Source organism: Streptomyces sp. T12, from assembly GCF_028736035.1.
In the GTDB taxonomy this organism is placed as follows: Bacteria; Actinomycetota; Actinomycetes; order Streptomycetales; family Streptomycetaceae; genus Streptomyces.
Map to the genome: position 1 here is coordinate 9053266 of NZ_CP117866.1, position 19860 is coordinate 9073125.

General features: G+C 71.3%; 16 protein-coding genes. 7 read left to right on the top strand and 9 right to left on the bottom strand.

The features are described from left to right. Positions 1–5 precede the first annotated feature (5 nt). Positions 6–635 carry a DedA family protein gene (locus PBV52_RS40670; protein WP_274245793.1) on the bottom strand — a complete coding sequence of 210 codons (630 nt, stop codon included), beginning with the start codon at positions 633–635 and terminating at the stop codon, positions 6–8. After that, the gene (locus PBV52_RS40675) at positions 632–1405 is read right to left on the bottom strand and encodes an MBL fold metallo-hydrolase (RefSeq protein WP_274245795.1); all 774 of its coding nucleotides are present in this window, start codon (positions 1403–1405) and stop codon (positions 632–634) included. The genes PBV52_RS40670 and PBV52_RS40675 overlap by 4 nt, the downstream gene beginning before the upstream one ends. Positions 1406–1489: 84 nt before the next feature. Here PBV52_RS40675 and PBV52_RS40680 point away from each other — a divergent pair, with 84 nt between their 5' ends. The 6 genes from PBV52_RS40680 (at position 1490) to dnaK (ending at position 9653) form a co-directional block, all read left to right on the top strand. Continuing rightward, positions 1490–1897, top strand: a complete 408-nt coding sequence (locus tag PBV52_RS40680) for a hypothetical protein (RefSeq protein ID WP_274245797.1) — start codon at positions 1490–1492, stop codon at positions 1895–1897. Between the two features lie 125 nt (positions 1898–2022). Continuing rightward, positions 2023–4164, top strand: a complete 2142-nt coding sequence (locus PBV52_RS40685) for a phage holin family protein (protein WP_274245799.1) — start codon at positions 2023–2025, stop codon at positions 4162–4164. Positions 4165–4244: 80 nt separating this feature from the next. Further along, the gene (locus PBV52_RS40690; RefSeq protein WP_274245801.1) at positions 4245–5306 is read left to right on the top strand and encodes an ATP-binding protein; all 1062 of its coding nucleotides are present in this window, start codon (positions 4245–4247) and stop codon (positions 5304–5306) included. Then, positions 5303–7111, top strand: coding sequence for a hypothetical protein (locus tag PBV52_RS40695; protein WP_274245802.1), 1809 nt, complete (start codon positions 5303–5305; stop codon positions 7109–7111). Before PBV52_RS40690 ends, PBV52_RS40695 begins: the two co-directional genes overlap by 4 nt. Before the next feature lie 65 nt (positions 7112–7176). After that, entirely contained in the window at positions 7177–7605 is a 429-nt protein-coding gene (locus tag PBV52_RS40700) for an OsmC family protein (RefSeq protein WP_274245805.1), read from the top strand. A gap of 173 nt (positions 7606–7778) precedes the next feature. Continuing rightward, positions 7779–9653 carry a molecular chaperone DnaK gene (gene dnaK / locus PBV52_RS40705; RefSeq protein WP_274245807.1) on the top strand — a complete coding sequence of 625 codons (1875 nt, stop codon included), beginning with the start codon at positions 7779–7781 and terminating at the stop codon, positions 9651–9653. An 8-nt stretch (positions 9654–9661) separates the two neighbouring features. Here the strand turns inward: dnaK and narI are convergent, their stop codons facing one another. From narI to PBV52_RS40735, 6 genes are all read right to left on the bottom strand, one after another. Beyond that, positions 9662–10384 (bottom strand): respiratory nitrate reductase subunit gamma, encoded by a 723-nt coding sequence (narI, locus tag PBV52_RS40710; protein ID WP_274245809.1) that lies wholly within the window; start codon positions 10382–10384, stop codon positions 9662–9664. Beyond that, positions 10381–10875, bottom strand: a complete 495-nt coding sequence (gene narJ, locus PBV52_RS40715; RefSeq protein WP_274245811.1) for a nitrate reductase molybdenum cofactor assembly chaperone — start codon at positions 10873–10875, stop codon at positions 10381–10383. The genes narI and narJ overlap by 4 nt, the downstream gene beginning before the upstream one ends. Further along, positions 10875–12515 (bottom strand): nitrate reductase subunit beta, encoded by a 1641-nt coding sequence (narH, locus tag PBV52_RS40720; protein ID WP_274245812.1) that lies wholly within the window; start codon positions 12513–12515, stop codon positions 10875–10877. The genes narJ and narH overlap by 1 nt, the downstream gene beginning before the upstream one ends. Next, positions 12515–16219, bottom strand: a complete 3705-nt coding sequence (locus PBV52_RS40725; protein ID WP_274245814.1) for a nitrate reductase subunit alpha — start codon at positions 16217–16219, stop codon at positions 12515–12517. The genes narH and PBV52_RS40725 overlap by 1 nt, the downstream gene beginning before the upstream one ends. A gap of 96 nt (positions 16220–16315) precedes the next feature. Then, complete coding sequence (locus PBV52_RS40730) at positions 16316–17131, bottom strand: SAM-dependent methyltransferase (RefSeq protein ID WP_274245816.1); 816 nt, start codon at positions 17129–17131, stop codon at positions 16316–16318. A gap of 129 nt (positions 17132–17260) precedes the next feature. Continuing rightward, on the bottom strand, positions 17261–18124 hold the full coding sequence (locus PBV52_RS40735; RefSeq protein WP_274245817.1) for a helix-turn-helix transcriptional regulator: 864 nt from the start codon (positions 18122–18124) through the stop codon (positions 17261–17263). A 322-nt stretch (positions 18125–18446) separates the two neighbouring features. On the opposite strand from PBV52_RS40735, the gene PBV52_RS40740 reads away from it, so the two are divergent. Then, a complete protein-coding gene (locus PBV52_RS40740; RefSeq protein ID WP_274245819.1) occupies positions 18447–18872 on the top strand; it encodes a hypothetical protein in 426 nt (141 codons plus the stop codon). Here PBV52_RS40740 and PBV52_RS40745 read toward each other — a convergent pair. Then, positions 18854–19690 carry a helix-turn-helix domain-containing protein gene (locus PBV52_RS40745; protein WP_274245821.1) on the bottom strand — a complete coding sequence of 279 codons (837 nt, stop codon included), beginning with the start codon at positions 19688–19690 and terminating at the stop codon, positions 18854–18856. The genes PBV52_RS40740 and PBV52_RS40745 overlap by 19 nt on opposite strands. Between the last annotated feature and the right edge of the window lie 170 nt (positions 19691–19860).

Here is a 19860-nt window from a genome sequence, read left to right on the forward strand (position 1 = left end):
AGGGCCTAGGCGGCCTTGGTCCCCCTCCGGACCCTCCGCCACACACTCGGCACCGTGCTGATCAGCACGGTCAGCGCGATCGCCGCCACCACGCCCTCCCACGGCTCGTCGAACAGCGCCCCCCCAAGGATCCCGATCAGCTGATACGTCACCGCCCACGCGAGGCACGCCGGAAAGTTGCCGCGGGCAAACCGTCGCATCGGCCACTTCGCCAGCAGACAGGCCAGCATCACCGGCAGCCGCCCCGCAGGCACCAGCCGGGACAGCACCAGCACGGCCACCCCGTGCTCGGCGAGCTTCTCCTGGGCCTGCGTGAGCCGCTCCTCCGGCGCGCGCGAGCGGATCGCCTCCAGCCAGCGCGAGCCGTTCTTGGAGCGCATGCCGCGCCGCCCCAGCCAGTACAGCGTCGCATCGCCCAGGAACGCGGCCGTCGACGCCGTCACGAACACCAGCGCCAGCGAGAACGGCGCCGTCTGGTGGAACGCCACCACCGCCGCCGAACTCACCAGCGCCCCCGTCGGCACGATCGGCACCAGCGCCCCGATCAGCACCAGCAGGAACAGTGATGGATAGCCGATCGCCTGCTGCGTCGACTCGGTCGGCGCCACCGTCGCGGCGGCCGCCAGCACCGTCACCGGGCCACCTCCAGGCGCACGCTCTCCCCGTGCGCGAGCCGGTGCACCGACACGCCGGGCGCGCGCTCCGCGGCGAGCCGCGCGAACTCGTCGCCCGGCGCATGGAATTCATGGGGGCGCACGGCGTCCATGCCGATCGGCCAGTACGTGCCGTAGTGCACCGGCACCGCACTGCGCGGCGCGAGCCGGGACAGCGCCTCGGCGGCCCGCCCCGCGTCCAGATGGCCTTCCCCGAGATACGGTCCCCAGCCGCCCACCGGCAGCAGCGCCACGTCGACCGGGCCGACCTCCTTCGCCATCGACTCGAACAGGCCGGTGTCCCCGGCGAAGTACGTGCGCCCCTCGCCCTCGATGACATATCCGAGGGCGGGGCAGCGGTGCGGGCCGACGGGCAGCCGCCGCCCGTCGTGCCGAGCGGAGACGGCCCGTACGGCCAGCTCGCCCACCGCCGTCACGTCCCCGGGCGCCATCTCGGTCACCCGCAGATGCGCGAGTCGGCGCAGCGCCGGGACGGCACGGAACGCGCCCCGTGGCACGAGCAGACGGGTCCCCTGCGCCAGCCTCGCCAGTGACGGAACGTGCAGGTGGTCCGCGTGGAGGTGGGAGACCACGGCGATGTCCGCGCGCCAGGCACCGGGCGGCGGCAGTGCGCCCCGGCGGCGGCGCAGATGGGCCAGCCGGCGGGCGAACAGGGGGTCGGTGAGGACGCGTACGTTCGAATCGTCGACCGTGCAAGTGGCGTGACCCCACCAGGTGATCTCCACCGGCACCTTCTTTGCCTCCTTCGCGCGACTCCCCGAAGCGTACGGGCTGGAGTAGGGTCGGCGGCGAAACCCGGAGGTGAGGGGGACGCCATGGGGTCATCCGTAGTGCGAGTGACGGCGATCGCCAGTCTGACGCCTCTCGAAGAGCTGGACGCCGACCCCTTCCTGGTGGACTCCCGCAGCCAGCACGCGATGTGCGCGCGCTGGGCCGCGGAGCACGGGTATGTCGTCGCCCGCGAACTCCTGGTACGCCGGTTGCGGGCGGACCACAGTGTGCTGTGGGAGGGCGTCCGGCCCGGCCTCGACCTGTTCGTGGCGCCCAGCCGGAGGGTCCTGGAGAGCGCGTTGTCGTCCGTCGAGGAGTTCACCGCGGAGTGCGCCCGGCGGGGGGCGCGGGTGGAGATCGTGGGGCGCGCGGAGCCGTTGTACGACGCGCAGATGAAGGCTCGGGTGCATCGGAGGCTGTCGATGCCGACGGCCGGGTACGACGGGCGTTGACGATCACCTTCTGACTGCGCCTCCGGTCGCCGGTCCGTGAATCTCAGGTGTCGGTGGCGTGTGCCAGGCTGGGGGCGTAAAGGCCCGTTTCGGGGTGGTGGGTCGGGACGTGAGGTGGGCTGGGCGTGCGTGGTAGGCGTTGGCGGCGGGTTGCCAGTCAGGTCGGGCGGAGCGTCACCGTGTGGGCGGTCTCCACCGTCACCATGCTCGTGCTCGCCGGGATCCTGCCCGACTTCCAGCTCCAGTCCGCGGACGGCGACAGCGCCACCAGTATCGCCGTCACCGCGGCCCTCGGCGCCGGCGCGTTCGGTCTGCTCTCGGCGATCTTCTGGCCCCTCCTCGTACGGCTCCTGCTGCTGGTGCCCGCCCTCGTGCTCGGCCTGCTGGTGTTCTTCCTCAACGGCTCGCTGCTCATCGTCGCCCTGCGCCTGGTCCCCTCCGGCGACAGCGAGGCCGCCCCCGAGACCGCCGTCATCGTCGCCGCCGTGATGTCCGCCGTCGCCTCCGCCACCGGCGCCGCCCTCGCCGTACGGGACGACGACGCGTACCGGCGCAGGCTGTACCGCCTCGCCGACCGCCGCCGCAGAGCGCTGCCACCCGGCCCGTCCAGCCCCGGCACCGTCTTCCTGCAGCTCGACGGCGTGGGCCACGACGTCCTGCGCGACGCCGTCGGCAAGGATCTGATGCCGACCGTCGCCCGCTGGCTCGGCGACAGCGACAGCGACAGCGACAGCGACAGCGACAGCGACAGCGACGGGGACCGTACCGTCACCGTCGACGGCGCCCGCCCCACCCACCGGCTCACCCCCTGGCGCACCGACTGGTCCAGCCAGACCGGCGCCAGCCAGCTCGGCATCCTGCACGGCAGCAACCACGACGTGCCCGCCTTCCGCTGGTACGAGAAGGCCGGCCGCGAGGTGATGGTCTGCAACCGCCCCACCAGCGCCGCCGAACTCCAGCGCCGCGCCGTCGACCGGACCGGCGACGGCGGACTGCTCACCGCCGACGGCGCCAGCCGCGGCAACCTCTTCAGCGGCGGGGCCGACGAGCAGGCTCTCGTGCTGTCCATCGCCACCAAGCGCCGCAGCCGGGAGAACCGCTCCCGGGCGGGCTACTTCGCCTACTTCTCCGACCCGGCCAACGCCGTGCGCACCGCCCTGTCCTTCGTCGCCGAGGTCGGCCGTGAGATCGCCCAGTCCACCCGGGCCCGCGTCCGCAAGGTCCGCCCGAGGGTCTCCCGCGGCGGCCTCTATCCGTTCGTCCGCGCCTTCGCGACCGTCGTCGAACGGGACGTCGTCGTGGCCGCGGTGATGGGCGACATGCTCGCCGGGCGCACCTCCGTCTACGCCGACCTCGTGGCGTACGACGAAGTGGCCCACCACTCCGGGCCGTGCAGCCGGGACGCCGAGAAGGTCCTCGAACGCCTCGACCGGGCGCTGGCGTTGATCGAGAACGTCGCCGAGCACGCGCCACGGCCGTACCGGATCGTCGTGCTGTCGGACCACGGCCAGAGCCCCGGCGAGACCTTCCGCGCCCGCTACGGCCTCGGCCTCGGCGACCTGGTGCGGGCCGGCTGCGGGCTGCCCGTGCCGCGCAAGGCGCAGCGCACCCACAGCGGCGCCGAGGCCCGCGCGGCGGTGCGCGCCGCGCTGCGTCGGCCCGTCGAGGAGGGCGGCGAGGCGCATCGCCCCTCCCGCCGCCGCTCGGAGCCGCTCGTGCTCGCGTCCGGCAACCTCGGCCTGGTCTCCTTCCCGGACGTGCCGCACCGGATGACCAAGGAGGAGATCGACGCCCGCCACCCGGCCCTGCTCACCACCCTCGCCAACCACCCCGGCGTCGGCTTCGTGCTCGTCCGCAGCGAGGAGCACGGCGGGCTCGTGCTCGGCGCGTACGGCGCGGAGATCCCGCTGGACCAACTCGACGACAGACCGGGGCCGTTGGAGGTCTTCGGGCCGGGTGCCGCCGACGCCGTACGCCGCACGCACTCCTTCCCGAACGCCGCCGACATCATGGTCAACTCCGCGTACGACCCGGCCGACGGGGGCGAGGTCCTCGCCTTCGAGGAGCAGATCGGCTCGCACGGCGGGCTCGGCGGGGCGCAGGGCAAGCCGTTCCTGCTGTCGCCGCTCGCCTTCTCCGCGCCGGTCGACGACGGGGAGGACCTCGTCGGCGCCGAGCAGGTGCACCGCGTGCTGCGCCGGTGGCTGGGTGAAGCGAACGGCCCTCAGGTGCCCTTGGCGGTGGAGCCGGAGGAGCGGGCCGCCTGAAAATCGGCTGCGTCCGAGGGACCGTAGGCACACACTGTTCGAGTCGCAAACCCCTCGAACACTCCCAAGGAGCCTCTTCCTTGCAGGCAGCCGTCACCGTCACGCCCGTCCGTATCCCCGAGCTCCTTCTCGGCCTCGCCACCGTGCGGCCGGTCTTCATCTGGGGCGCCCCCGGCATCGGAAAGTCCTCGCTCGTCAGGGACTTCGCCGAGTCGCTGGGGCTGGAGTGCGTGAGCCTGCTCGGCACGCAGCTCGCGCCGGAGGACCTGATCGGCGTGCCGCAGATCCGGGAGGGGCGGTCGGTGTTCTGCCCGCCGGAGGCGATCGCCCGCGACGAGCCGTACTGCCTGTTCCTGGACGAGCTGAACGCCGCCACCCCGGATGTGCAGAAGGCGTTCTACTCGCTGATCCTGGACCGCCGTATCGGCAACTACGAGCTGCCGAAGGGCTCGATCGTCATCGGCGCCGGCAACCGGGCGACGGACAACGCGCTCGCCCGCCCCATCGCCTCCGCGCTCGTCAACCGTCTCACCCACGTCCACCTGGAGGCGTCCGCCAAGGACTGGCTGACCTGGGCCGCGAACAACGGCATCCACCCGTGGATCCTGGACCACCTCACCGACCGGCCCGACCACCTGTGGTCCAAGCCGCCGAAGACCGAGGAGCCGTTCTCCACGCCCCGCTCCTGGCACATGCTCTCCGACGCGCTGCACTCCTTCGGCCAGGGCCTCGACGAGGCGACGCTGAAGGTGCTCGCGCACGGCACGCTGACGCCCGTACACGCCACCGCGTTCTGCGGCTACGTCAAGATCGTGCGCAGCCAGTTCGGCATCGAGGCGATCATCAAGGGCGACGCTCGATGGCCGCACCGCATGGAGGACCGCGACCTGCTCTACTACCTCGCCGAGTCCTTCCGCGGCCGCCTCGTCAAGGAGCTGCCCGCGAGCAAGGAGCACATGTCGGCGAGCGGCCGGCAGACCGCGTACCGCGCGAAGTCGCTGCTGGTGCAGCTCGCGGAGATCTCCGTCGAGGTCGCCCAGAGCGTCATCGCCTCCGACGCCGACGGCAACCCGGTCCTGCCCGCCTGGTTCCTGGTGGAGGCGGCGCGGGACATGCCGCGGCTGGTCGAGGCGCGGCGATGAGCCGGACGCCCGCCAACCGGACTCCCGCCAAGAAGAAGCGGGACGTCGCGGCCGAGGCGTTCGCCGAGGGGATGCGGCTGGTGCGGGCCAACCCCGCGCTCGCCGCCGTCGAGTTCAGTGTCTGCCGCGACGAGAAGTGCGAGACGGCGCCCCGGGACGGACTCGTCCGCGTCTCCTCCAGCGGCACGCTGCACGCCCACCCGGCCCGCATCGCCGATCCCGCCGTATGGGCCTGGTCGATCGCGCACGCCGTTCTCCACCTCGGCTTCGGCCACGTCCCGGCGGCGAAGGGGGAGCGCGAGCAGCCCGACCGCTACGACATCGCCGCGCGCTGCGTGGTCGTCAACCGCTTCCTGCTGTCCTTCCCCGTAGGCAGTGCCCCGGACGACCGGCCCCTGTCGTACCCGGACGGCGACGAGGAGCGACTCGCCGCGCACTGGCGACGCGACGGGCTCCCGGCCGCGTACGAGCACTGCGGTACCGCGGGCGGTGAGCCCGACCAGCTGCTCGTGGAATGGCGCGGCTGGTACCACCAGCCCCCGGACCACCAGCTGGCGTTCGCCACCGCGCTGACCCGCACCGTCTCCGCCGCGATGGACATGGCGGGCGGCCGCCGCGACTCCCTGGACGGCGAGCCGCTCAAGAAGCGGCCCTGGCAGTGGGCGCTGGAGTGGTTCATCACCTCCTACCCGCTGCTCGGCGGCATCGCGGCCGGCATCAAACTGGTCGCCGACGCCGAACTCGCCCACGCGCACGGCATCTCCGTCGCCGCCGTCAACGCCGAGGCCGGCGAGATCTACATCAACCCGCTGCGCCACTTCGAGGACGAGGAGTGGCGGTTCATCCTCGCCCACGAGATGCTGCACGCCGCCCTGCGCCACGGCGACCGCTGCGGCACCCGCGACCCGTACCTGTTCAACGTCGCCTGCGACTACGTCATCAACGGCTGGCTGCGCGAGATGCAGGTCGGCGAGATGCCCCACGGCCTGTTGTACGACGCGCAGTTCACCGGTCTGTCCGCCGAGGAGGTGTACGACCGGATCGTCGGCGACCTGCGCCGGATGCGCCGGCTGGGCACCCTGCGCGGCAAGGGCGTCGGCGATGTGCTGGGCGCCCCGCTCGGCGCGCCCGGCGACACGTGCGACCTCGACGAGTTCTACCGCCGCGGCCTCTCCCAGGGGCTCGACCTGCACCAGCAGCAGGAGCGCGGCTTCCTGCCCGGCGGCCTGGTCCAGGAGATCCGCGCGCTCAGCCACCCGCCGCTGCCCTGGGACGCCCGACTCGCCCGCTGGTTCGACGAGTTCGTGCCGCGCCCGGAGCCGGTCCGGACCTACGCCCGCCCCTCGCGCCGCCAGTCGTCCACGCCCGACATCCCGCGCGCGGGACGCTACTTCCCGCCCGAGGAGATCGCCCGCTGCACTTTCGGCGTCGTCCTGGACACCTCCGGCTCCATGGACCGGGTGCTGCTCGGCAAGGCGTTGGGCGCCATCGCCTCCTACGCCGCGGCCCGGGACGTACCGGCGGCGCGGGTGGTGTTCTGCGACGCGGCACCGTACGACGCCGGGTATGTGCCGGTGACGGACATCGCCGGGCGGGTGCGGGTGCACGGCCGCGGCGGTACGGTCCTGCAGCCCGGGATCGACCTGCTGCAGCGCGTGGACGACTTCCCGCCGGGCGCGCCCGTCCTGGTCATCACGGACGGCTGGTGCGACGTGCTGCGGGTGCGGCGCGAGCACGCGTACCTGATTCCCCAGGGCCGACGCCTGCCGTTCACCCCCCGTGGGCCGGTCTTCCGGGTGCAGTGAGCCCGAGTGTGATCGGATGGGGGACACGGACCCAGGAAACGGGCCCCCACGCGAAAGGAAGAATCGTGGCTACCACGCGCTCCGCACACACCGTCTGGGAAGGCAACCTGCTCGAGGGCAACGGTGTCGTCAACTTCGACTCCTCCGGTGCCATCGCCGCCCAGCCGGTCACGTGGGCCTCGCGCTCCCAGGACGCGAGCGGCAAGACCAGCCCCGAGGAGCTGATCGCCGCCGCGCACTCCAGCTGCTTCTCCATGGCGCTGTCGCACGCCCTGGCGGGTGCCGGCACGCCGCCCACCAAGCTCGTCACCTCGGCCGACGTGAGCTTCCAGCCGGGGGAGGGCATCACCGGCGTTCACCTCACCGTCGAGGGCACCGTTCCCGGCCTCGACGAGGAGGGCTTCGCCGCGGCGGCGGAGGATGCCAAGAAGAACTGCCCGGTCAGCCAGGCGCTGACGGGTACGACGATCACGCTGACGGCGAAGTTGGCGTAGCGCTCCGCAGGGGGAGCCCCGGGGGGGCGGCCCTCCGGGCCGGCCCCCCGAATCCTGAGCGGGCGCTCAGCCTCCGTTTGGCACCCCGCCTCCCGGTCACCCGTCCCATTGACAAGAACCCGCTCAAGTTTTGTGCTGGAGTTCAAGGGGCGCCCTGGCGGAAGGGGACAGCGATGGCACGCGCGGTCGGGATCGATCTCGGGACCACGAACTCGGTGGTGGCCGTCCTGGAGGGCGGCGAGCCCACGGTTGTCGCCAACGCGGAGGGGGCCAGGACCACACCGTCGGTCGTGGCCTTCGCCAAGAACGGCGAGGTACTCGTGGGGGAGGTGGCCAAACGGCAGGCGGTGACGAACGTCGAGCGCACCGCCCGCTCGATGAAGCGGCACATGGGTGACGGACCCTGGCGCTTCCCGGAACAGGGGGACGTCGACGGCACCCGCTACCGGGCGCAGGAGCTGTCCGCCCGGGTGCTGCAGAAACTGAAGCGGGACGCCGAGTCGTATCTCGGCGAGGACGTCACCGACGCGGTGATCACCGTCCCCGCCTACTTCGACGACGCCCAGCGGCAGGCCACCAAGGAGGCCGGGGAGATCGCGGGCCTGAAGGTCCTGAGGATCATCAACGAGCCCACGGCCGCCGCCCTCGCCTACGGCCTCGACCGGGGCGAGGAGCAGACGGTGCTCGTCTTCGACCTCGGCGGCGGCACCTTCGACGTCTCGCTGCTGGAGATCGGCGACGGCGTCATCGAGGTCAAGGCCACCAACGGTGACACGCACCTGGGCGGCGACGACTGGGACCAGCGCATCGTCGAGCACCTCGTGAAGAAGTTCAAGGGGTCGTACGGCATCGACCTCGGCAACGACAAGATGGCGCTGCAGCGGCTGCGCGAAGGTGCCGAGAAGGCCAAGATCGAGCTGTCCAGCTCCTCCGAGACGACGATCAACCTGCCCTACATCACCGCCTCCGCCGAGGGCCCCCTCCACCTCGACGAGAAGCTGACCCGCGCCCAGTTGCAGGAGCTCACCGCGGACCTCCTCGACCGCTGCAAGACCCCCTTCCACCAGGCGGTCAAGGATGCCGGCATCAAGCTCTCCGCGGTCGACCACGTCATCCTCGTCGGCGGCTCCACCCGCATGCCCGCCGTCACCGACCTCGTCAAGGAACTCACCGGCAAGGACCCGCACAAGGGCGTCAACCCCGACGAGGTCGTGGCCGTCGGCGCGGCCCTCCAGGCGGGCGTCATCCGCGGCGACGTCAAGGACGTCCTGCTCCTCGACGTCACCCCGCTGTCCCTCGGCATCGAGACCAAGGGCGGCATCATGACGAAGCTCATCGAGCGCAACACGACGATCCCCACCCGGCGTTCGGAGATCTTCACCACGGCCACCGACAACCAGCCCTCCGTCGGCATCCAGGTCTACCAGGGCGAACGCGAGATCGCGGCGTACAACAAGAAGCTCGGCGTCTTCGACCTCACCGGCCTGCCGCCGGCCCCGCGGGGCGTCCCGCAGATCGAGGTCGCCTTCGACATCGACGCCAACGGGATCATGCACGTCTCCGCCAAGGACCTGGCCACCGGGCGCGAGCAGAAGATGACGGTGACGGGCGGCTCGGCGCTCCCGAAGGACGACATCGACCGCATGATGCGGGAGGCCGAGCAGTACGCCGAGGAGGACCGCAACCGCCGCGAGGCGGCCGAGACCCGCAACCAGGCCGAGCAACTCGTCTACCAGACCGAGAAGTTCATCCGCGACAACGAGGACAAGGTCCCGGCGGACACCAGGTCCGAGGTCGAGTCGGCGATCACCGACCTCAAGCAGCAACTGGAGCAGAACGCCGAGACGAGCGCCCTGCGCACGGGAATCGAGAAGCTCGCCTCGGTCAGCCAGAAGATGGGCCAGGCGATGTACGCCCAGACCCAGCAGACCCCGACGGACAGCACCACCGGCACGGGCACCGAGCACACCTCACCGCAGGACGACGAGGGCGTGGTGGACGCGGAGATCGTGGACGACGAGAAGGAGCAGAAGGGCGGGGCGGCCTAGGGCGCCGCCTAGGATCCGGCCCGCTCCCAGCCCCGCTTCTCCGGCCGCGGCCCCAGTTGCTCGGGGTCGCGGGTTCGGTACACCACGTACGGCCGGAACAGGTACTGCACCGGTGCGCTGAACATGTGGACCAGCCGGGTGTACGGCACCAGGGCGATGAGGGCCATGCCGAACACCGCGTGGACCTGGTACAGGACCGGGACGCCTGCCATCAGGTCGGTGTCCGGACTGAGGGTGAACAGGCTGCGGGCCCAAGGGGCGATGGACCGGCGGTAGTCGTAGCCGTCGCCGGAGGTGTGGGACAGCTTGGCGACCATGCCCAGCACGATCGCCGCGACCAGCACGAGGTACATGAGCTTGTCGTTGACGGTGGTCGCGCGGAACACCGGTGCCCGGGTGCGGCGGCGGTGGACCAGCAGCGCGATCCCGCCGACCGTGACGATGCCGGCCGCCGTGCCGCCGTAGAGGGAGAACAGGTGGTAGGTGCGCTCGCTCACGCCGACGGCGTCCGTCCACGACGCGGGGATGAACAGACCGACGACGTGGCCGACCAGCACGAACAGGATGCCGTAGTGGAAGGCGGGCGAGGCGATGTTCAGGAGCTTCGACTCGTACACCTGGGAGGAGCGTGTGGTCCAGCCGAACCGGTCGTAGCGGTGGCGCCAGGCGAGGCCGGCGACGAGCAGGGCGAAGGTGACGTAGGGCAGGACGCCCCACAGGAGGGTGGTCATGGGCGCGCCCCCGTGTGGTCGGTCGGAAGAGTGGCGCACACGGCGTCCAGGACGGACGCGTACGGTGTGCCGAAGTCGGTGAGCCGGGCGCGGAGTTGCTCCAGGCACTCCCGGTGTTCCAGAAGGAGGTCGGTGTTGCCGGTGCGGGCCGTGAACTCCAGTACCGCGGGCAGGAAGTCGGGCAGCTCCTCGCCGGCGAACTCCAGGCCGTGCGCGCGGTAGACGTCCTTGAAGCGGACCAGCGACATGCCGCGCCGCCGGGTGTCCCCGTCGTGCCACCAGCTCAGGTACAGGCTGTGGCGGTTCTTGAAGTCGAAGACCTGGACGTAGTGGGCGGCCAGCTCCTGCGGGGGCGTGACCATCGCGTGGTCGGTGAACTCGCGTAGTTGCGGGGCGGCTTCGCGCAGCAGTGGCAGGCGGGCGCGGAAGTCGTCGTCGGGGTAGGTCAGGCAGAGCGCGGCCGCTTGGTAGAGCACCTCGAAGGACGGCATCAGGCCTCCTCGGCGTCGGCTGTGGGGGGTGTGGGGGTTGTGCCGGCCGTGTCGTCCGTGTCGTCCGCGGTCTGCCGTCTGCGCAGGAGGTGGAAGTTCTCCACCGGCACCAGCGGCAGCAGCTTGCGGCCGGAGTCCTGGCCGAAGGGTCCGTCCCCGCCCATCCCGGGCCCGCCGTCGTAGTCCAGGCTGCAGCCCTGCGGGAGCGCCGACTCCTCAAGGCGCCGGGCGTCGCCGACGGCGGCCGTCGGAATCACGTACCGGTCCTCGTACTTGGCGATCGCCAGCAGCCGGTACATCTCCTCGATCTCGAACTGCCCCATGCCGACGGCTGCCGCCACCGAAGGGTCCGGCTCCTCACCGAGGTTGATCGCCCGCATGTGGGAGCGCATCGCGGCCAGTTTCTCCAGCGAGGACCGCACCGGCGCGAGGTCGCCGGCCGTGAACAGCTCCGCCAGGTACTCCAGGGGGATGCGCAGGCTGTCGATCGCGCCGAACAGGTTCCGTGCGTCCTCGCCGTCGTGCCCGGTCTCGGTCAGCGCGTCCACCACCGGGGAGAGCGGCGGGATGTACCAGACCATCGGCATCGTCCGGTACTCCGGGTGCAGCGGAAGCGCCACCCGGTACTTGCTGATCAGCGCGTGCACCGGGGAGCGACGGGCGGCCTCCAGCCAGTCGTACGGGATCCCCGCCTCCTCGCAGGCCCGCCGCACCTCGGTGTCCTCGGGGTCGAGGAAGACTCCCAACTGCGCCTCGTACAGGTCACGTTCGCTGCGCACCGAGGCGGCGGCCGTCACCTTGTCGGCGTCGTACAGAATCACCCCGAGATAGCGCAGCCGGCCCACGCACGTCTCCGAACAGACCGTCGGCAGACCGACCTCGACGCGCGGATAGCACAGGGTGCACTTCTCGGCCTTGCCGGTGCGGTGGTTGAAGTACACCTTCTTGTACGGGCATCCCGTCACGCACATCCGCCAGCCCCGGCACCGGTCCTGGTCGACGAGGACGATGCCGTCCTCCGCCCGCTTGTACATCGCGCCGGACGGACACGACGCCACGCAGGACGGGTTGAGGCAGTGCTCGCAGATGCGCGGCAGATAGAACATGAAGGTCTGCTCGAACTCGAACCGCACCTTGTCCGAGGCCTGCCTGCGGGCGCGCTCGACCATCGGGTCGAAATCGCCGTGGGCGGGGGCGCCGGCGAGGTTGTCGTCCCAGTTCGCCGACCACTCGATCTTCATCGGCTTGCCGTCGAGCTGCGATATCGGCTGCGCCACCGGGAAGTCGTCGCCCAGCGGGGCGTCGGTGAGGTTCTTGTAGTCGTACGTCCAGGGTTCGTAGTAGTCCTTGATCTCGGGGAGTTCGGGGTTGGAGAAGATCCCGGCGAGCTTGCGCAGCCGGCCGCCCGCCTTCAGCTTCAGCGCGCCGCGCCGGTTCAGCTCCCAGCCGCCGCGCCAGCGCTCCTGGTCCTCGTAGCGGCGTGGATAGCCCTGGCCGGGGCGGGTCTCGACGTTGTTGAACCAGACGTACTCCATGCCCCGCCGGTTGGTCCACGTCTGTTTGCAGGTGACCGAGCAGGTGTGGCAGCCGATGCACTTGTCGAGGTTCATCACCATCGCGATCTGGGCCATCGGACGCATCAGTACTCGACCTCCTGGCTGCGGCGGCGGATCACCGTCACCTCGTCGCGCTGGTTGCCCGTCGGGCCCAGGTAGTTGAACGCCCAGGACAACTGGGCGTAGCCGCCGATGAGATGGGACGGCTTGAGGATCAGCCGGGTGAGCGAGTTGTGGATGCCGCCGCGCTTGCCGGTGGCCTCCGTCTTCGGTACGGCGACCGTGCGCTCCTGCGCGTGGTGCATGTAGACGGTGCCGGGCGGCATACGGTGCGAGACGACGGCCCGGGCGACGACCACGCCGTTGCGGTTGACCGCCTCGACCCAGTCGTTGTCCACGGCGCCGATCGCGTCCGCGTCCTGCGGGGACATCCAGATGTTCTGGCCGCCACGGGACAGGGCCAGCATGAAGAGGTTGTCCTGGTACTCGGAGTGGATGGACCACTTGTTGTGCGGGGTGAGGTAACGCACCGTCACTTCACGTTGCCCGTCCGGACCGAGGCTCGGTTCGCCGAACAGCTTGTTCATGTCCAGTGGCGGCCGGTAGACCGGGAGCGCCTCGCCCAGCTCGTGGATCCAGTCGTGGTCGAGGAAGAAGTGCTGGCGGCCGGTGAGGGTGTGCCAGGGCTTGAGGTGCTCGGTGTTGAGGGTGAACGCGGTGTAGCGCCGCCCGCCCGACTCGCTGCCCGACCACTCCGGTGAGGTGATCACCGGCACCGGCGCGGCCTGCGTGTCCGCATACGTGATCCGCTTGCCCTCGTGCTCGTCCGCGAGGTGCGCCATCTCCTGCCCGGTGCGGGCCTGAAGGGTGCGGAAGCCCTGGGTGGCGAGGCGGCCGTTGGTGGTGCCGGAGAGGGCGAGGATGGTGTTCGCGGCCTTCACGGCCGTATCGAGCAAGGGGCGGCCGTCGTGCCGCACGCCGTTCAGCCGCCTCAGGTCCTCGACCTCCTCGTCCGGCTCCAGCGTGATGCCCTTGGCGGGCAGGCCGAGTTGCTCGACCAGCGGGCCCAGCGCCGTGAACTTGGCGCCGATCGCCGTGTAGTCCCGCTCGACGACGGTCAGGTTCGGCATGGTCTTGCCGGGCACGGGGTCGCACTCGCCCCGCTTCCAGTCCAGGACCACCCCGCCCGGCTGGGCGATCTCGCCCGGGGTGTCGTGCTGGAGCGGAGTCGCCACCAGGTCTTTGCGCACGCCCAGATGGCCGACGGCGAGCTCGCTCAGCCGCTCGGCCAGCGCCTTGAACGCGTCGAAGTCGGTGCGGGCCTGCCACGGCGGATCCACGGCCGGAGTGAAGGAGTGCACAAAGGGGTGCATGTCCGTGCTGGACAGGTCGTGCTTCTCGTACCAGGTCGCCGCGGGCAGGACGACGTCCGACAGCAGCGTGGACGAGGTCTGCCGGAAGTCCAGCGACAGCAGCAGGTCGAGCTTGCCCTCGGGCGCCTCGTCGCGCCAGGTCACATCCCGCGGCCGTACGTCCTCGGAGGCCTCCTCCGCCTGAAGGGAGGAATGCGTGCCGAGCAGGTGCCGGGTGAAGTACTCGGCGCCCTTCGCGGACGAGCCCAGCAGGTTGGCCCGCCACAGTGTCAGCACCCGCGGCCAGTTCTCCGGCGCGTCCGGGTCCTCGCAGGCGAACTTCAAGGTGCCCGCCCGCAGTTCGGCCACCACCCGCGACACCGGATCACCGAACACCTCGCCCAGCTCCAGCGGATTGCGGTCGAAGGTCGGATACGACGGCATCCACCCCGCACGCGCCGACAGCGCGATACAGTCCGCGCCCGTCATCCCCCGGAACCGGCCCGCACCGAGCGGCGAGGCGAGCACGTCGGCCGTGAACCGGTCGTAGCGCCACTGGTCGGTGTTGAGGAACCAGTACGCCGTGCCGATCATCTGGCGCGGCGGCCGCGACCAGTCCGACGCCGCCGCCAGCGTCGCCCAGCCGGTCACCGGACGGCACTTCTCCTGCCCCACGTAGTGCGCCCAGCCGCCGCCGTTGCGGCCCTGGCAGCCGGTGAGCTGGAGCAGGGCGAGGAAGGCGCGGTAGATCGTCTCGGAGTGGAACCAGTGGTTGGTGCCGGCCCCCATCAGGATCATGCAGCGGCCCTTCGACCGCTCGGCCGTCCGCGCGAACTCCCGCGCGATCCGCACGCACTTGGCCGCCGGTACGGAGGTGTGCGCCTCCTGCCAGGCGGGCGTGCCGGGCGCGTCGGCGTCGTCGTACGACACCGGCCAACGGCCCGGCAGCCCCTCCCGCGCCACCCCGTACTGCGCGAGCAGCAGGTCGAAGACCGTCGTCACCAGCGGCCCGCGCGCTCCGCCGAGCTTCGTCGCCGGGACACCGCGCCGTACGACGTCCCCGCGCCCCTGCCCGTGCGGTCCGCCCTCGGTGTCGAAGCGGGGCAGCAGCACCTCCACGGCTGCGGCGACCGCACTGCCGTACAAGCTCAACTGCGGGTGTATGTCGCCCAGTTCGAGGTTCCACCGGCCCTTGCCGGAATCGGTCCAGCGGAAGCCGAGTGAGCCGTTCGGGGCGACCGCGCGGCCCGTCACCTCGTCCAGCACGACCGTCTTCCACTCGGCGCTCTCGCCCGCCTTCCCCAGGTCCGAGGCGCGCAGGAACTTCGCCGGGACGTAAGCCCCGTCCCGCTCCTCCAGGGTGACGAGGAACGGCAGGTCGGTGAACTGCCGTACATAGTCCGCGAAGAACGGTGTCTCGCGGTCGACGAAGAACTCCTTGAGGACGACGTGGCCCATGGCGAGGGCCAGCGCGCCGTCCGTGCCGGGGTGCGGGTGGAGCCACTCGTCGGCGAACTTGGCGTTGTCGGCGTAGTCGGGGGCGACGACCACGACCTTCTGGCCCCGGTAGCGGGCCTCCGCCATCCAGTGCGCGTCGGGGGTGCGGGTCACCGGGACGTTCGAGCCCCACATCATCAGATACGCCGCGTCCCACCAGTCGCCCGACTCCGGTACGTCGGTCTGGTCGCCGAAGACCTGCGGGGAGGCGACGGGCAGGTCGGCGTACCAGTCGTAGAAGGACAGCATCGGGGCGCCGATCAGGGAATGGAAGCGCGCGCCCGCCGCGTGCGACACCATCGACATCGCGGGGATTGGGGAGAAGCCGGCGATGCGGTCGGGGCCGTACGTCTTGATGGTGTGCACGTGCGCGGCGGCGACCAGCTCGATCGCCTCGTCCCAACTCGCCCGCACCAGGCCGCCCTTGCCGCGCGCCCGCTGGTAGCGGCGGCGGCGCTCGGGGTCGTCCTGGACGTCCGCCCAGGCCAGGACGGGGTCCCGCAGGCGCTCCTTCGCCTCCCGGTACATCTCCAGGAGCACTCCGCGGATGTACGGGTAGCGCACCCGGGTGGGGGAGTAGGTGTACCAGGAGAAGGCGGCGCCGCGAGGGCAGCCGCGGGGCTCGTACTCGGGGCGGTCGGGGCCGACGCTCGGATAGTCGGTCTGCTGGGTCTCCCAGGTGATGATGCCGTCCTTGACGTACACCTTCCAGCGGCAGGAGCCCGTGCAGTTCACGCCGTGCGTGGAGTTCACGACCTTGTCGTGGCTCCAGCGGTCCCGGTAGAAGGCGTCCGCCTCCCGCCCGCCGGTCAGCTCGACGCTGTGCAGATCGGGCGCGGGCGTGCCCGGCCGGAAGAACCGGCCGGCCTTCAGCAGCACCGCGCCCGGCTCGGCGGGCGGCTCGGCGGGCGGGGTGGGCGGTATCCGGGTGTCGGTCACAGGCGCTCCCTTGCTTGCCCTGGTCCCGAACCTAGGGCGGGGCGCGGGAGCGCACCCCTTCACCGCACCCGTACGGGTTCCCGGCACCCGTACGGGTCAGGCCTTGCGGGCGACCCCCGCGTACACGGGCACGATGCCCTCCGCCTGGGCCGCCACGTCCTCGGGCTCCGGGCGCCAGCCGTAGACGGGGATGACGCCGGGGCCGAGCAGCTCCAGGCCGTCGAAGAAGCGGGAGAACCCGGCCAGCGACCGGGGGAAGAAGGGGGTGCCGCTGCGCCGGAAGTGGTTCGCCGCCTTCTCGATCGCCTCCGGGCTGAGGTCCGGGGTGACCTGGGACAGGATCAGGTAGCTGCCCGGGGCGAGCGCGGCGACGTACTTCCCGAGCAGGCCGTACACGTCGTCGCCGTCCGGATCATCGCCCAGGTAGTGGGTCAGCGCGACCAGCGACAGCGCGATCGGCTCGGCGAAGTCCAGGGACTGGCTCGCTCGGCCCAGCAGGGCATCGACGTCGCGGACGTCGGCGTGCACGTAGTCCGTGCTGCCCTCGGCGGTGCCGTGCAGCAGCGCCTCCGCGTGCCGCAGCACGATCGGGTCGTTGTCCGCGTAGACGACCTTGGACTCCGGGGCGACGCCCTGCGCCACCTGGTGCAGGTTGGGCTCGGTGGGGATGCCCGTGCCGATGTCCAGGAACTGGCGTATCCCGGCCTCGGCGGCGGTGCGCACAGCCCGGTGCATGAACCGGCGGTTGGCGCGCGCACCGCGTAAGACGGTGCTGTCCACGGCGAGGATCTTGCGGGCCAGCTCCTCGTCCACCGGGTAGTTGTCCTTGCCGCCCAGCCACCAGTCGTAGACGCGGGCCGGGTGCGGCCTGCTGGTGTCGACGCGGGTGGACGCGGCCTTGGATCCGGTCATGCGGTGTGTTCTCCTCGGGTCTGGGAACGGAGCTGGGGGAGTCACTCGGAAGTCGCCGCACGGGGCGCGAAGGTTGCCGTGAAGGGCCGGGAAGTGCCGCGAAGGGCGGGGAAGACCGCCCTACGCCGCTCAGAAGTCCTCGCGCAGCTCCCGCAGGATCTTCTTCGTGCGCTCGGCCGACGCGGCAGCCGTCGACATGTGGTCCAGGACCTCCAGATGCGCGGCGACCTCCTGGCGGGAGTCGAGATACAGGGCGCCGGTCAGGTACTCGGTGTAGACCATGTCGGGCAGCTCGGGCTCGGCGAAGCGGAACAGGGTGAAGGGCGCGTACGTCCCCGGGTGCGGGCCGGAGGCGAACTCGGCGATCTGCAGCGTGACCCGGTCGCGCTCGGCGAACTCCAGCAGCTTGTCCAACTGGTCCCGCATCACCTCGCCGCGGTCGCTCACCGGGCGCCGCAGCACCGTCTCGTCCATGATCACCCACAGGTGGGGCGGGTCGGGGCGCTCCAGCAGCCGCTGCCGTTCCATCCGCAGCGACACATGCCGCTCGATGGTCTGCGGCCCTGTCTGCCCGATCGTCCCGGCCTCCATCACGGCACGCGCGTACTCCTCGGTCTGCAGCAGACCGGGCACGAAGTGCGGCTCGTAGGAGCGGATGATGCGGGCGGCGCCCTCCAGACTGACGTACAGGCTGAACCAGTCCGGCAACACGTCGTGGAACCGCTGCCACCAGCCCGGCAGGTTGGCGTCCTCGGCCAGCGCGACGAACGCGGCCGCGTCCTCCTCGGGCACCCCGTACGTCTCCAGCAGCACCTGCACGTACGGGATCTTCAGCGCGACCTCGGCCGTCTCCATCCGCCGTACGGTCGCCGCGGCCACCCGCAGGACCCGTGCGGCCTCGTCACGCCCCAGCCCGGCCGCCTCGCGCAGCTCCTGCAGCCGCCTGCCGAGCACCACCTGGCCCACGGTGGGGGCCGGCCGCCGCTCACTCACGCCACGCCTCCCCTACGCGCCGGAAGTACGGGTGCAGTGTGCCATGGTCCGGGGTCTCATGGGGGTGGTCAGTGTGCATGCTGGCTGCGGGCGTGTGGGGGCTGGTCGCGCCCACGCGGCGGAGCCGCATATCGATACAGCCCCGCGCCCCTGGAGGGCGTTGCCCGCACGTCGGCCGAACAGCCGACCGCATTACCTTGCGGGTAATCGACCAGTCTGCCCATCCGCGGGATCGTGAAGGTACCGGGTTCCGGGACGGCGCACTCCGCCTCGGGATCCGGGTCCGCCACCGCAACCCGACCTCGACGGAGGGTGATTCGTCATGTCCGCCACCTCGCTCGCCGCGCTCGCCCGGACCTCCGACCCGCAGACCGTGCTGCGCCGATTCCTGGCCCTGGACGCGGTGGTGACCGGGGCGAACGGGCTCGCCTACCTCGCCGCGTCCGGCCCGCTGGGGCGGCTGCTCGGGGTCGACAGCGCGCTGCTGCTCTCACTCGGTGCCTTCCTCACCGTCTACGCCGCCGCCGTCGGCCTGCTCGCCTCCCGTGCCCGCCCCGCAGCGTTCCCGGTGCGGGCCGTGATCGAGGCCAACCTCGCCTGGGCCGTGCTCAGTCTCGTCGCCCTCGCGGTGTGGCTGTCGCCGACCACGGCGGGCGCGGTGTGGACCGTGCTCCAGGCGCTCACCGTGGCCGGGTTCGCCGGGTTGCAGTACGCGGCGCTGAAAGGGCGTCAGGGCATCAGCGACTGAAGGTACTTGACCGTCGCCGGGTCGGCCGGGAGGAGTGTCTCGATGGCCAGCTCGGCGACGGTCACGTCCATCGGCGTGTTGAAGGTGGAGATGGAGGAGATGAAGGACAGGACACGGCCCTCGTGCTCGATCCGCAACGGAAGCGCGAAGTACGGGACGGGCTCGGCCGGTTCGGTGTCCGGCGTCTCCTCCGGTACCGGATACGCCGCCACCTCCTCGTACAGCCGGCGCAGCGGCTCGGAGCGGTGCAGCGCGATCTGCCGGTCCATCTGGGCGAGCAGATGCCCGCGCCATTCACGCAGGTTGCGGATGCGCGGCGCGAGGCCCTCCGGGTGCAGGGTCAGGCGCATCGCGTTCAGCGGGGGCGCGAGAAGGTGCTCGGGAATGCCGTCGAGCAGCATCAGGATGCCCCGGTTTGCCGCGTGGACGTGGTACATCGCGTCGACCACGAGGGCCGGGTAGGGCTCGTAGCCCTGGATCAGCTGCTCCATGCCCGCGCGGACGGCGTCCAGTGCGGGATCGTCCAGCGGGGTCTCCGGGTAGCGCGGGGCGTATCCGGCCGCGAGCAGCAGCGCATTGCGCTCGCGCACCGGCACCTCCAGGTGCCCGGCCAGCCGCAGCACCATTTTCTCGCTGGGCCGTGAACGTCCGGTCTCGATGAAGCTGATGTGCCGCGCCGAGGAGTCGGCCCGCAGTGCCAACTCCAGCTGGCTGACCCGCCGTTGCTCCCGCCAGGCCCGAAGCAGAGGGCCCACGCCCGCGGTCCCGCCGACGGGGGCGGTGGTGGGCGCGGCGTCTTGGGGCGGGACAATGGCCATGAGTACGACCGTAGTCGAGGAGCGCGTGCAATGACCGAGCCGTGAGGAGCGGATCCGAGCCGCCCACGGCGAGCGCGGGGTGACCGGGCCGGTCTTCGCCGGTGACAGCGACGTGGCCCGGAGTCGCCGAGCAGGCGCTCGCCTATGATCTGGCGGCCGAAGGTGTCCGC